General features: G+C 48.3%; 16 protein-coding genes and 1 other RNA gene. 7 read left to right on the forward strand and 10 right to left on the reverse strand.

Annotated elements, in window-relative coordinates; translation table 11 throughout:
* Positions 1 to 10: 10 nt before the first annotated feature.
* Genes trpB through ACXIT9_RS08035 form a run of 6 tightly spaced genes read right to left on the reverse strand, consistent with a single transcriptional unit; the run spans position 11 to position 5,715 of the window.
* The gene (gene trpB, locus ACXIT9_RS08010) at positions 11 to 1,195 is read right to left on the reverse strand and encodes a tryptophan synthase subunit beta (protein ID WP_458055715.1); all 1,185 of its coding nucleotides are present in this window, start codon (positions 1,193 to 1,195) and stop codon (positions 11 to 13) included.
* A complete protein-coding gene (locus ACXIT9_RS08015; RefSeq protein WP_458055716.1) occupies positions 1,176 to 1,844 on the reverse strand; it encodes a phosphoribosylanthranilate isomerase in 669 nt (222 codons plus the stop codon). Before ACXIT9_RS08015 ends, trpB begins: the two co-directional genes overlap by 20 nt.
* 2 nt (positions 1,845 to 1,846) lie before the next feature.
* On the reverse strand, positions 1,847 to 2,653 hold the full coding sequence (trpC, locus tag ACXIT9_RS08020; protein ID WP_458055717.1) for an indole-3-glycerol phosphate synthase TrpC: 807 nt from the start codon (positions 2,651 to 2,653) through the stop codon (positions 1,847 to 1,849).
* 8 nt (positions 2,654 to 2,661) lie between these two features.
* A complete protein-coding gene (gene trpD / locus ACXIT9_RS08025; protein ID WP_458055718.1) occupies positions 2,662 to 3,675 on the reverse strand; it encodes an anthranilate phosphoribosyltransferase in 1,014 nt (337 codons plus the stop codon).
* 51 nt (positions 3,676 to 3,726) lie between these two features.
* Positions 3,727 to 4,296 (reverse strand): anthranilate synthase component II, encoded by a 570-nt coding sequence (locus ACXIT9_RS08030; protein ID WP_458055719.1) that lies wholly within the window; start codon positions 4,294 to 4,296, stop codon positions 3,727 to 3,729.
* A 3-nt stretch (positions 4,297 to 4,299) separates the two neighbouring features.
* Positions 4,300 to 5,715: an anthranilate synthase component I family protein gene (locus ACXIT9_RS08035; RefSeq protein WP_458055720.1), complete on the reverse strand. Its 1,416-nt coding sequence runs from the start codon at positions 5,713 to 5,715 to the stop codon at positions 4,300 to 4,302.
* A gap of 207 nt (positions 5,716 to 5,922) precedes the next feature.
* Here ACXIT9_RS08035 and ACXIT9_RS08040 point away from each other — a divergent pair, with 207 nt between their 5' ends.
* On the forward strand, positions 5,923 to 6,168 hold the full coding sequence (locus ACXIT9_RS08040) for a hypothetical protein (protein ID WP_458055721.1): 246 nt from the start codon (positions 5,923 to 5,925) through the stop codon (positions 6,166 to 6,168).
* Positions 6,169 to 6,238: 70 nt separating this feature from the next.
* Here the strand turns inward: ACXIT9_RS08040 and ACXIT9_RS08045 are convergent, their stop codons facing one another.
* Complete coding sequence (locus tag ACXIT9_RS08045; protein WP_458055722.1) at positions 6,239 to 6,514, reverse strand: hypothetical protein; 276 nt, start codon at positions 6,512 to 6,514, stop codon at positions 6,239 to 6,241.
* 134 nt (positions 6,515 to 6,648) lie between these two features.
* Here ACXIT9_RS08045 and ffs point away from each other — a divergent pair.
* The 6 genes from ffs (at position 6,649) to ACXIT9_RS08075 (ending at position 10,351) form a co-directional block, all read left to right on the forward strand.
* An RNA gene (ffs, locus tag ACXIT9_RS08050) (signal recognition particle sRNA small type) lies at positions 6,649 to 6,739 on the forward strand.
* 95 nt (positions 6,740 to 6,834) lie between these two features.
* Complete coding sequence (fsa, locus tag ACXIT9_RS08055; RefSeq protein ID WP_458055723.1) at positions 6,835 to 7,494, forward strand: fructose-6-phosphate aldolase; 660 nt, start codon at positions 6,835 to 6,837, stop codon at positions 7,492 to 7,494.
* Between the two features lie 72 nt (positions 7,495 to 7,566).
* Entirely contained in the window at positions 7,567 to 7,773 is a 207-nt protein-coding gene (locus ACXIT9_RS08060) for a hypothetical protein (protein WP_009057086.1), read from the forward strand.
* A gap of 13 nt (positions 7,774 to 7,786) precedes the next feature.
* On the forward strand, positions 7,787 to 8,497 hold the full coding sequence (locus ACXIT9_RS08065; protein WP_458055724.1) for a cell division ATP-binding protein FtsE: 711 nt from the start codon (positions 7,787 to 7,789) through the stop codon (positions 8,495 to 8,497).
* Positions 8,498 to 8,567: 70 nt separating this feature from the next.
* Positions 8,568 to 10,001, forward strand: a complete 1,434-nt coding sequence (locus tag ACXIT9_RS08070; protein WP_458055725.1) for a S41 family peptidase — start codon at positions 8,568 to 8,570, stop codon at positions 9,999 to 10,001.
* Positions 10,002 to 10,141: 140 nt separating this feature from the next.
* Complete coding sequence (locus ACXIT9_RS08075) at positions 10,142 to 10,351, forward strand: hypothetical protein (RefSeq protein WP_458055726.1); 210 nt, start codon at positions 10,142 to 10,144, stop codon at positions 10,349 to 10,351.
* 107 nt (positions 10,352 to 10,458) lie between these two features.
* On the opposite strand, the gene ACXIT9_RS08080 is transcribed toward ACXIT9_RS08075, so the two are convergent.
* Genes ACXIT9_RS08080 through ACXIT9_RS08090 form a run of 3 tightly spaced genes read right to left on the reverse strand, consistent with a single transcriptional unit; the run spans position 10,459 to position 13,098 of the window.
* Positions 10,459 to 11,184 carry a tetratricopeptide repeat protein gene (locus ACXIT9_RS08080; protein WP_458055727.1) on the reverse strand — a complete coding sequence of 242 codons (726 nt, stop codon included), beginning with the start codon at positions 11,182 to 11,184 and terminating at the stop codon, positions 10,459 to 10,461.
* Entirely contained in the window at positions 11,174 to 12,607 is a 1,434-nt protein-coding gene (locus tag ACXIT9_RS08085; RefSeq protein ID WP_458055728.1) for a CCA tRNA nucleotidyltransferase, read from the reverse strand. The genes ACXIT9_RS08080 and ACXIT9_RS08085 overlap by 11 nt, the downstream gene beginning before the upstream one ends.
* Positions 12,604 to 13,098 (reverse strand): hypothetical protein, encoded by a 495-nt coding sequence (locus ACXIT9_RS08090; RefSeq protein ID WP_458055729.1) that lies wholly within the window; start codon positions 13,096 to 13,098, stop codon positions 12,604 to 12,606. The genes ACXIT9_RS08085 and ACXIT9_RS08090 overlap by 4 nt, the downstream gene beginning before the upstream one ends.
* Positions 13,099 to 13,112: the final 14 nt, after the last annotated feature.

The following is a 13,112-nucleotide window of genomic DNA, read 5'->3' on the forward strand; positions in this document are numbered from 1 at the left end:
TTTTTTCTGCTTAGTACTTGCCCCATTTGATGTAGGTATCCAGATCTTTATCTCCGCGGCCGGAAAGATTGATAACGAGCACGTCGCTAGGTTTGTATGCCATCAGCGACAGCGCATGCAGCGCGTGAGAAGTCTCGATCGCAGGGATGATGCCTTCCGTACGGCTCAGCGCAATTCCTGCCCGCATGGCGTCGTCATCTTCCACAGCGATAAATTCCCCTCTGCCACTCTCGAAGAGGTGCGCGTGCACCGGCCCGATGCCCGGATAATCCAAGCCCGCAGAAATGGAGTGAGGCTCGACCACCTGCCCGTCTTTGGTCTGCATGAGCAGGGTCTTGCTGCCATGTAAAACGCCCGGCGTCCCTAATGCTGTGGTAGCCGCTGACTTGCCAGAGCTGATGCCCAGCCCCGCAGCCTCCACGGCGATCAAGCGCACACGCGGATCATTATAGTAGTGGTAAAATGCACCTGCCGCATTCGATCCACCCCCCACACAGGCGATGACAGCATCCGGATAATCGCGCCCCTCTTTTTCCAACAGCTGAGCCTTCATTTCTTCACTGATCACCGACTGGAAGCGTGCCACCATCTCCGGGTACGGGTGCGGCCCTACCACTGACCCGATGATATAATGCGTATCTACGGGATTATTAATCCACTGACGCATCGCCTCATTCGTGGCGTCCTTTAAGGTTTTACTTCCAGAGGTAGCCGGCACCACCTTAGCGCCTAAAATTTTCATGCGCTCCACATTCGGCCGCTGCCTTTCGATATCCAGAGCCCCCATGTAAACGGTGCACTCCATGCCCATCAAAGCACAAACCGTAGCCGTAGCTACACCATGCTGGCCAGCGCCGGTTTCCGCGATGATGCGCTTTTTCCCAAGTTTTTTTGCTAGGATTATCTGTCCGATAGTATTATTTACCTTGTGCGCTCCTGTATGACAGAGGTCCTCCCGCTTCAGGTAAATGGTAGCACCGAACTTCTCCGACAGTCTTTCTGCCAGATAAAGCGGCGTCGGCCGGCCGACAAAATCCTTTAGCAGGCCATGAAAGGTTTTCTGAAAGTCAGGCTCGGCGATGATGGCCTCATAATTTAGGCGCAGCTCCTCAATGTTAGGGTGCAGCATTTCAGGGATATAGGCACCGCCGAAGTTACCGTAAAATCCTTTTTCGTCAACTTTTATTTCGATCATGATACTCCTTATTTAATGCCTTCGAAAACCGCTCCAGAGCGGCAATGTTTTTTAGGCCAGGTACTAACTCAAACTTCGAATTGATGTCCACCCCGACAAGCTGGGGTAGGCCTTCGGCCAAATCTAATAGTTTAGCCGCACTGTTTTCGGTGATGCCTCCACTTACGATAAAGGGTAGGTCGAAAGGATAGTCGTATAACAGCTCCCAATTAAACTGCTTCCCGGACCCCCCATAGCCTTTCACCTGCGTATCGAAAAGCAGATGACTACAGAAGGGCACGTAGGCCGCTAGCTGTTGCCAGTCCACCGCATTTCCTACTGAAGCTACCTTCCAGATCTCTACGTCCTTCGGTAAGTTTTGGCGCAAAGCCTCCACCTGCTGCGCTGACTCCTTACCGTGCAGCTGCACCGCCTGTAGCGCTAGAGCATGGACCTTTCGCTCTACGACCTCATTTGGCTCATTGACGAATACGCCTACCTTCGGAAGCGTCAGCCGGGCATAATAATCTGTCAGCTCATCACGGAGATAGCGCGGCGAAGGGGGATACAAGATAAGCCCCATGTAGGCCGGGCGGATCCGCTCGAGCAGCACCTTGATGTTCGCAGGCTCGCGCATACCACATACTTTAATCCAAGGTTTACGCGACATCGTCAGGCAGGATTTTTATATAATTTACGATAGGCCTGCATAAAATTATAGGCAGCCTGATGCGGGCGGCTGCTCTGCATAAAACGCTCACCGATCAAGAAGCCCTGATAACCCACTTCACGGAGTTCGACGAGGTCTTCCGGGCGGTGCAAGCCGCTCTCGGAAATTTTTACGAAGCTGTCCGGAATCTGGCTAATTAAGGCATGGCTGGTCTGCAGGCTTACCTCAAAGGTCTTCAGCGAGCGATTATTCACGCCGACTACATCCAACTCAGGACATAACGAGCGCTCTAGCTCCTCAGCATCATGCACTTCCATGAGCACCTCTAGCCCGAGGGACTTGGCAAAGCGCGCCAGCTCCCGCAGGGTCTTCGGATCTAAAGCGGCCGCGATCAGCAGGATCACGTCGGCCCCCATACTTTTCGCTTCGATAATCTGATAGGGATCGATGATAAAATCTTTCCGTAAAATCGGACAAAAGTTAAATCTTCTGGCTTCCTTCAAGTCGTCAGCATGTCCACCAAAATACTTTTCATCTGTCAGTATCGAAAGCGCTGAGGCCCCCGCCTGCATGTACCCAATGCTGGTTTTTTCCACGCTGGCACTCCCGTTTATCAGCCCTTTAGAGGGGGACTGCCGCTTAAACTCGGCGATGATGCCGGTCTTTTCGGGGTCTTGGAGGTATTTTTTTAAAGAAACTACCTGATTGTCGAAAAAGACACTCTTTTCGAGCAGCTTCTCTGGAATCAAAGACTGCCGCTCCGCTACTTCTTCCCGCTTATGGGCTATTATTTGATCTAAAATCGTCATACGTTTTTTTATTTGCTTACCGCAAAGGAAACGGTAGGATTCACTAATTTTTTAAACACTTCATAGGCGCGTCCGCTCTTCAGGGCTTCGCGTGCTTGCTCCACAGCAGTCGGAAAATCGATGTCCGGACGTGCTACCTTTAACGCGGTGCCTGCATTGGCCAGCACCACCGCTTCCTGTGCCGCAGTCCCCTCTCCTTTTAGCACAGAAAGGAAAATTTTGGCGGAAGCCTCCACCGTATCCCCCCCTTTTATGGCAGCAGCCTCCAGTCGCGGCAGGCCTAAGTCGGCAGGGTAATAAATGCCTTCCCCGGAATTCTCCACGAGCTTAAAAGCTCCTGTGAGAGAAACCTCATCGTACCCATCTAATGCGTGCAAGATGCCGAAGCGGGCGTCTTGCTGCTGATAAAGATAACCGTAAAGACGGGCAAGTTCCAGGCTGAAAACGCCGACCAGCTGAATCTTCGGGCTGCTGGGATTCACCATAGGACCGAGCATGTTAAAAAAGGTTTTTACTCCTAGTTCGCGGCGGATAGGCGCTACCTGCTTCATGGCAGGGTGGAACAGGGGCGCGTGTAAAAAGCAAATATTCGCCTGCTCCATATTGCGCTGAATTTCACCTGCATCTGCTGTAAAGGCGTAGCCGAAGGAGGCCAGTAAATTGGAAGAGCCGCAGATGGAACTTACGCCTGTATTGCCGTGCTTGGCCACAGGCTGACCTGCCGCCGCCACCACGAAAGAGGAAAGCGTCGAGATGTTAAAGGTATCCTTCCCATCCCCTCCCGTGCCACAGAGGTCCATGGCAGTATAGGCACTTAAGTCTACTGGTACACAAAGCGCTAACATGGCTTCTCGAAACCCGCCTAGCTCCTCCACCGTAATACTGCGCATGAGATAGACAGTTAGAAATGCAGCGATCTGCGCCTGGTTCACCTCCCCGTTTGCGATGCGTACAAGCACCTCTCGAGCTTGTTCACGGCTGAGTGTTTTATGGGCAGTTAAGTGGTTTAGGATGTCTTTCATGTATACACTAATAACAGATTGATTCTAAATTTATTAAAATGACTGGGTTCATTAAGATGCTAACCAGTTTTTTACCATCTGGGCACCATTAGGAGTTAGGATGCTTTCCGGGTGAAACTGCAAGCCTGCCACACGGTATTCTCTGTGGCGCAGGCCCATAATTTGCCCATCAGGCGTCTTTGCGATGACCTGCAGCGCTTCAGGAAGGGCCTCTGCCTGCACCACCCAAGAGTGGTAGCGACCCACCGTTTGAACAGGGTCCAAACCAGCAAATAAGGGATCTTGCCCACACCGGATGTCTGTTCCTAGTCCGTGGACAACTTCTTTTAAATTATGAAGCTTGGCGCCGAACGCCTCACCGATAGCCTGATGGCCCAGGCAGATACCGAGGATATTTTTACTTGGCGCATAGCGCAAAATCAATTCCGGCATGATGCCTGCCTCCTGTGGAATTCCTGGCCCAGGAGAGAGCAGTATTTTGTCATAGTCCGCTACCTCCTCTACGGAAATGGCATCATTTCTCCGAATGGTCAGTGCCGCTCCATAGCCAAGGGTCCGGACGAGATACACCAAATTATAGGTGAAGGAATCGTAATTATCGACAACTAAAATCTTCTCCATTTCTTATAATTGTTCTGCAGCCTGAAGCGCTACGCGCAAAGCTTCTAATTTATTACTAACCTCCTGCAGTTCAGAAGGGATATGGCTTTTGGCCACCACTCCAGCGCCGGCTTGAAAGCGCAGCGCATTACCCTGCGAAATAAAGGAGCGAATCAGGATAGCATGGTTAAAGTCGCCATTAAAACCTAAAAAGCCAATGGCGCCGCCATAGAAGTTTCTGGAGGTATTTTCCAGTCCATCGATAAGCTCCATGGCTCGATACTTAGGCGCTCCGGAGAGGGTCCCAGCGGGAAAGGTATCTGCCACTAGCTGAAGCGGATTTGCCCCTTTAGGCAGCTGCCCGGTTACCTTAGACACCAAGTGGATCACGTGGGAGTAATATTGAATTTCCTTAAACACTTCCACTTCTACTTTTTCTGAGCTACGGCTGAGGTCATTTCGAGCCAGATCTACCAGCATGACATGCTCGGAGTTTTCCTTAGGATCATCGTAAAGTTTGCGCGCCAGCGCAGCGTCTGCCTCATCGCTACCCGTTCGTTTAAAGGTACCGGCTATAGGAAAAATGGTAGCTTGACCGCTCTTTACCACGATTTGTGCCTCTGGAGAACTGCCAAAAATTTTATACTGACCGTAATCAAAATAAAAGAGGTAGGGCGAAGGATTCACGGAGCGAAGTGCACGGTAAACATTAAATTCATCTCCTTCAAAGGCAGTCGTAAAAGTCCGCGAAAGCACGATTTGGAATACATCCCCACGAAAGCAGTGCTCTTGTCCTTTCTTTAGGATTTCTAAAAATTCCGTGTCGGTATAGTTACTCTTCTCCTGCCCTGTTCGGGCAAAGCGGTAGGCGGGGACATTTCGACTGCGGATAAGGGTTTTTAGCTCGGGGAGCAGGCTCTCCTGCGCTTGATCCTGGAGGTCGTGTTCGAGCAGGTGGAGTTCATTTTTAAAATGGTCGATGACGATAATGTGTCGATAGACCGCATAATGCATCAGGGGGTGTAGCGGGTCGGCAGCATGTCGCAGCTGGAGGGTCTCGAAATGCTGGACAGCATCGTACTTGGTAAATCCAAAAAGCCCATTCGTGATAAACTTATCTGAAATACTGCTGACCTGGCTGAAGCGTGCGCTAAACTGCTGGAGGGCGTCGACAAGGGACTGTCCCGCCTCGAGAGGCCTCCGTTCGGGTTGAGTTTCTCCGGGAAGCTGCTGGCTAACGTGCTGCCCATCGAAGGAAAAGTGAGCGATCGGGTTGAAACAGATATAAGAATAACTATTTTCCTGACCATGATAATCCGAGCTTTCGAGCAGGATAGGGTTCGTAAATCGGTCCCTGACTTGCAGGTAGATGCCCACAGGAGTTACGATATCTGCAAGCAGCTTTTCGTGTCGTGTGGTGAGATGAATCTGTTGGGGCATAGGGTTACATGCTTTCTTGAGGTAATAAAAAAAGGCCTATTGGGATGACCAATAAGCCTGTTCTATACGGTATACGATACGAAATAGACAATAGCAGATCAGTTTTCCCAGTGAGAAAATTTATGCTGCCACCACCAATATGTATTCGCGAGATTTTTCATAGATTTAACGCAAATATAAGCGTTCACATAAAACAACAAAAATAAAATGGGACAAAAATTAGCGCGATATTTTAAACGTAGCTTTGAAGACTATGAAGTGTGGGTAAAGGTAGAAGAAGCGCAGTGGGCAGGCACCGAGCTGATCGTGCATCCGGACGGCCTAGTGGAACGTACGGTCCTGACTTTTGACGAAGAAATCTACGAAGACTTGGCGGAAGATGCCTTTGAGGAGGCTTCAGCATTGGCTTTCCAGCTATTAGAAGCGAAAAGTATTCCTGCACGGGAAGAATAGAAGGCCCAGGGGTATACCGAAGACCTTCTTTCTATCGATACGTTTTGTGATTTTGCCCTTCGGGCAAAGGTTAATTTTCGCGAGGTGCTCCCCAAATGGGTACGATTTCCCTTTCTTCTACCCGGATGAGTACGCCCTCCTCGAAAGTGGCTAAAACGTAGAAGCGCTCATCCCGATTCACGCGATAGGTGATTTTACCGTTTTCCATGCTACTGATGAGAGCAGTACGATTTTGGCGTAAAAAGCGATTTTCCGTCATGCCCTGCTCAAACTGTGGCCTAGGGGTAAAAACGGCACAGGCGCTAAAGGCGAAAAATAGAAGTAAGTAAAGTGCTATTTTTTTCATGGAATGTTTTTCCAAAACCCATGCTCAAAAACTTTGCCACAAAATTTCTCTCTCATGTCTAGCGACTTAGTGTCAGCGGAGGTCTTTTTTTCTGGCTGGCTTTTGCCAATATCAAGAATTCACCTACCTTTGTATTCAAGCGGCACGACCAGCTCCTGTTGAATCCCCCAGGTCCGGAAGGAAGCAAGGGTAGATAGTTGTAGCGGTGCGATGCCGCTTACTTTTTTTTAGCCTTTTATCACATTTTTTCAGCTAATGTTTGCTAAATCCGGCATAGGTCCAGAAAAAGAGTAACTTTGTTTCACATAAAACTCTCAAACATGAAATTCTTTATTGACACCGCGAATTTAGCGGAAATCAAGGAAGCCTATGACTTAGGCATCCTGGATGGTGTGACCACCAATCCTTCCTTAATGGCCAAAGAAGGCATCTCAGGAGATGCTGCTGTCCGTGCACATTATAAGGCTATCTGCGACATTGTAGACGACAAAGTTTCAGCGGAAGTAATCGCTACCGATTACGAAGGCATGATCAAAGAAGGCATGGAGCTGGCCAAAATTGATGATAAAATCGTAGTCAAAATCCCGATGATAAAAGAGGGTGTGAAAGCGATCAAGTATTTCCATAATCAAGGCATCCGTACAAACTGCACCTTGGTTTTTTCGGCCGGTCAAGCGCTATTAGCAGCTAAGGCAGGGGCTACCTATGTATCTCCTTTCGTCGGTCGCCTCGATGACATTTCCTTCGATGGGCTGGAACTTATCGAGCAGATCGTACACATCTATCAGGCCTATGGCTTTGCTACTGAGGTATTAGCTGCCTCCGTACGCCATACGATGCATTTAGTGAAGTGTGCTGAGCTGGGGGCAGATGTAGTGACCTGCCCGCTGAAGGTAATTACGCAACTTTTAAACCATCCGCTGACGGATGCAGGCTTGGCCCAGTTTTTAGCAGACCATGCGAAAGCAGCCAAACAATAAGTAACTGAAAACGTTAAAGACCTTGTACAAAAAGACAAGGTCTTTCGTTTTATTTCGTAAATTCGCCCATACATGTATATTATAAAAGTTAAAGGCAAGGCTAAAATTCCCGATTATATCCAGATTCGAGATGAGAATTTCGTTCTAGTCGCCTACTTCCGAGCGGATAGACCCTTGAAAAATGTTGAGAAATTCGGTCTGGAAGGTAAGGAAGAAGCTTTAGAGACCCTAATTCGCTCACTCCCCTTCGGAAAACTACAAAAATTAGAGTTGGAATAAGCCCCAAATACCTATGGATTTCGAATCTAAAATTGTTTTACAGCTTCAAAATGCATGTATTCAGCAGGGCTTAAATGTCGTGCTCAAGCAGGTGGATTTTTCACTAGAAGCGAATGAGTTTGTCTTTTTAATCGGCAGAACAGGGAGTGGAAAAAGCTCCCTACTCAAGACACTCTATGCCGACCTGCCCTTAGAAATCGGAGAGGGAAAGCTAGCAGGATTCGAACTTCATAAACTAAAGCAAAAAGATGTTCCCTATCTGCGCCGAAAGTTAGGGATTGTTTTCCAAGATTTTCAACTGTTTCAGGACCGTTCCGTGGCGGAAAATCTTTTCTTCGTCATGCGCGCCACAGGCTGGAAAGACACCCAAAAAATGAAAGGGCGTATGGCTGAGGTGCTGCTGAAGGTAGGGCTGGCAGATGCTGCCACGAAGATGCCACACCAGCTCTCCGGAGGAGAACAGCAGCGGGTGGTGATCGCTCGCGCCCTGCTCAATAACCCGGAAATTCTACTCGCCGATGAACCCACCGGGAACCTAGACCCCGACGTAGCTGATGGCATCTTTAAATTATTCCAAGAAATAAATAAACAAGGCACAGCCATCTTGATGGCTACCCATAATTTTGATTTGCTGCGCAAGTATCCCTATCGCGTTCTGAAATGCGAAAATGGGACACTGATGGACAGTAAACACCATGACATCACGCTAAACACCTCCTATTAAATATTTTTTTAATCCAAAAAGAACATTTGGCCGCATAATTCATTATATTTAAAGCCTAATAAAATGGATTATGGATTATCTGAAACTTAAAATCAAATGGGTATTTTGCTTCCTACTCGTCAGCAGCGTATTTTTCGCTTGTAACGATGAGGTAGAAGAAGGCCCTTTACAAGAAGAGACTGAAGAAAATACCGACAATTTAAATCGTACGGTCAATAACTGGACCTTCGCGGTCATGAACGAAGTGTATTACTGGCTCGATGAAATGGGTGCTGGCGGCAGTAGAACAAGCGAGCCCCCGCTTTTTTTACGATCATTAATGGTACCCCAAGACCGATACACCCTCATGCGCCCCAGCGCTTCCGAACTGGAGGCTAGTTTGGAAGGAAGAAATCTAGAGGCTGGCTATGAATTTAACCTCATTTTAGGCGCTAACGGAAGGGATGTCCTCGGCGCGGTTACCTATATTAAATCCAACAGCCCCGCAGCGAGCACAGCCTTACGAAGGGGGGATTTTATTACAGCCATAAACGGTGTGGCTATGGATACGAGTAACTTTAGAGCTGCACTCGCCAATATACGACAGCCGCACACCATCACCTATGCGCAGCTTACCCCAGGAGCAGGCCTATCCACCATAGGGGATATCGAAATGCAAGTGACAGAAGTTGCCGAAAACCCTAACTTCTTAGACACCGTCCTCGTCGCTGAAAATGAAAAAATCGGTTATTTTGTCTATAACTTTTTTGCGCCAGGGCCTGACGGTAGCTTTGATACTGAATTAGCCGAAATTTTCGGTAAATTTAAACAGGAGGGTGTGCAGCACCTGGTAGTAGACCTGCGGTATAATGGAGGGGGCTTCACCTCCAGTGCAGTCGAATTAGCAAGCCATATCGGGAGTAATGTAAATAGTAACACCGTATTCTTCAGAAATAGATACAACAGCTTCTTAGAACGATTCGATCAGTTTCAAAACGTGGTCGCTAATTTCACAGATGCTGCTAACAATATCGGCAATCAGCTTGCTAACAACCGAGTCTATATCATTACCTCTAACCGAACGGCTTCTTCCAGTGAACTCGTCATTAATGGTCTTAAGCCCTTTATGGATGTGTATTTAGTGGGGGATGTTACAGAGGGTAAAAATGTAGGTTCTGCTCTACTGCGAGATAATCAAAACGAAGACAATGACTGGGGCCTGCTACCCATTATCTTCAAAAGTTTTAATGCAGATGACCGCTCCGATTACGGTGAAGGATTTATTCCCAATCGTGGACCTATAAATGAATTTATGGAACTCCCCTTCCAGGCTTTAGGCGATCCGGAGGAGTTTTTACTGCGAAACACCATCGATGTTATCCTCGGCCGTAACTCCGTGACTGGCAGAAGAAATGTCCAAGAAGGGCGTGCACTCCCCTACTCCTCACTCGAACGCCACCTTCGACATGGGCAAGCAGTAGATAATAGCAAAAACGAGGACCTACTGCAAGTAATCCCTTTCTAAGTAAGCAGCTGCAAGACTTTTCTCTCGGGCGGTATTTTCGGTAAAATATCGCCCGAAAACTTAACATAAGAAATGTGCCCTTCTCCTTAATTTAATAAATAAAAATGGCGACCTTTGGGCTAAACCACTAGTTGTCTTCTATGGAGTTAGGATTTAGCATCGCGATACTCTTATTAATCTATTTTTTGACTTCCTTATCTGTACTGTCAAAAGACAGTGATAGGTACCGCTTCTTTGATCGTGATCTCTACCGTAGAAAAGCGCTCCTGAAAAGTTATTTCCGCCTCATTCTTTTGAGCCTTATCGCCAGTGGCATCGTCACCGCTTTTATGGTATTCAAATTCATGTAAAAAGTGCAGGTGCCGAGCAGATACTTTGGCCCTAGGGCCAAAAAAAAAGCTGATAGCAGGTCTTCCCCACCATCAGCTCTCCCTAAGTTACTGCGCACGAGACCCTCTTAAGAGTTTTCCTTTAAATTTTCTTGTGCGAGACGAAATTCAGGCTCCAGCGCTAAAGCCTCCTGAAAAGCAGCTAAAGCTTCGGATTTACTTCCCTGCGCTACATAGACTAAACCTTTCAAATTTAATGCGGCGGCACGAAGCACAATCTCTTGTGACTGATTATCGCCCAAGTTAAACCCTATTTTTTCTTCCGCAGACTTTCTATCCCGAACGATCATCGCGATAGAGTTCAAAGCCTCCTCATGCTTTTCGAGCTGTAGCTGTAGCGTAGCCGTGCGGTAAAGGGTAAAAATGTCATTGCTGAGCAGGTACAGTCGCTCGAACTGAGGAAGGGCGCGGTCTAAAGCTCCCAGCTGCTCTAAAGAGTAAGCTGCTACCTCTAAAGCCACTAAATTCCGGTCATCGCGCTCTAATAAATCCAGTGCCGACACTGCTGCTGCGCCAAATTGATTGTTTTCAAAATAAAGCGATACCAAAAGCTCTGCGTAACGTGTGTTGTTCGGATTCCGCTCGATCAGCTCTAGGAGCTTCACACGTGCCGCAGACACATCATTATAGCGTAGCGCCAACTGGTACACCCTTTGGTCTGCTTCATTTCTTCTACGTAAGGTTTCGGAAATCTCCTGTCCCTCTGCCTGTTGTGCCTGCTGTTCCTGTGCCTCAGCGATACCGAATGTACCTAAAACCAGAAAAGCGATCAAGCTTACTTGTTTACAATTCATTTTTTTTCGTTTGTGTAATTCCTTTTGATACAGCTAATTTAGATAAAAAGGTGAGAGCCTCTTCTCTATTGTTTTGAATTTCGCCCTCAAGTATAGCTTCTTTTATTTCGTTTTTCAACTCCCCCACGATTTTTGAAGGTTTTAATTGAAAAAGATCCATGATTTCCTCCCCGCTAACAGGCGGCTGGAAGTTGCGCACTTGATCCTTCTCCTCGACCTCAAGCATCTTCTGCTCCACCTTGTCGAAGTTGGTCAAGTAACGCTTCACACGGGCATTATTTTTCGAGGTAACATCTGCTCGGCACAGTGTCATCAAATCTTCGATCTCATCGCCTGCATCAAAGAGCAAGCGCCGTACGGCAGAGTCAGTCACCTTATCGGATACCAGCGCGATCGGGCGTAAATGTAGGCGAACGAGTTTTTGGACGTATTTCATTCGCTCATCCATCGGCAGTTTAAGGCGCTTAAAGATCCCCGGCGTCATGCGTGCACCTTTGTCCTCATGCCCATGAAAGGTCCAGCCTACCTTTGGCGAATACCGCTTCGTAGCCGGCTTGGCGATGTCATGCATGATGGCCGCCCAGCGCAACCACAGATTATCTGTATGCTTCGAAATGTTATCGAGCACCTGCAAGGTGTGATAGAAATTGTCCTTGTGCGAGCGATCTCCCACGGAGTCTACCCCCTGCAGCTCCACCATCTCAGGGAAAAACTCCTTAAGCAAACCACTTACAAACAGCAGCTTAAAGCCATAAGAGGGCTGTGGACACAGGATAATTTTATTCAGCTCATCGATGATACGTTCCTGCGAGATGATCGAAAGGCGGCCCGCATTTCTACAGATACCATCAAAGGTTTCCGCTTCGATATCAAATTGCAGCTGCGCTGCAAAGCGGATCGCACGCATCATCCGTAAAGGATCATCCGAAAAAGTGGTGTCCGGAGCTGCGGGCGTACGTATGATCTTGCGCTTTAAATCTTTTAACCCATCAAATGGGTCAACCAACTCCCCGAAACGTGTGGCATTCACACAAATCGCCAGCGCATTAATGGTGAAATCTCGTCGCTGCTGGTCCTCCTCTAGGGTGCCATCCTCTACGATCGGCTTTCTACTATCCCGGTGGTAGGACTCCCTCCGCGCACCTACGAACTCAATGTCATAGTCTGCCAGTTTGAGCATGGCAGTGCCGAAATTCTTAAACACACTGAGGGGAACATGCGTGTCGTAGCTTTTGGCCACAGCTGTCGCCAACTCGATGCCACTGCCGACACAGACGAAGTCAATGTCCTTTTTCACCCCCCTGCCTAGCAGATAGTCACGTACAAAGCCCCCTACGACATAGGCTTCCACGCCCATACTATCGGCGATACGTCCTACTCGCGTAAAAATCTCATGTCCTGCTAAGGCCTCCAGATGCTTCATGCTTTTAAAATCTTTATACCACCCTCTGGATCTAAATAGAGCGCTTTATGTCCTTTGGCTTGCAGTAAAAAAGGGGCATCAACCACGAAAACCTCCGCTCCCTCCGGCACCTGCACCGGATACTTGGCAAACACCAGCTGGCTGATCGAAAAGAGCAAGCCATTCCAAGCAGGATGCTTAAGCACAGAAAAACGAATGATGCCCTCCCGAATGGGGCCGGCCTTAAGCACTGCATTCACCGGGCTGTGATACACCGTAGGCTTGGATGCAAACTGCACGATATCCAGCGACACTTCCGAAAATGGCGGACAGATGCTGCGAATTTGAAACAAATCAAACAGCAGCGCGGTGCCTTCCTGCCCGTCTTCTGCCGACCAGCTAGACGCCAAGACCCACTCCATGGGCTGCCCTAAGGCATCTTTTATCCAGACGCGCCCCTGCTGACGGATAGCCTCCAAAAGGCCTGCCGTACCTTGAATTTCTTTACTCATCCTGCAAATTTACT

This window comes from Nitritalea sp., from assembly GCF_054166705.1.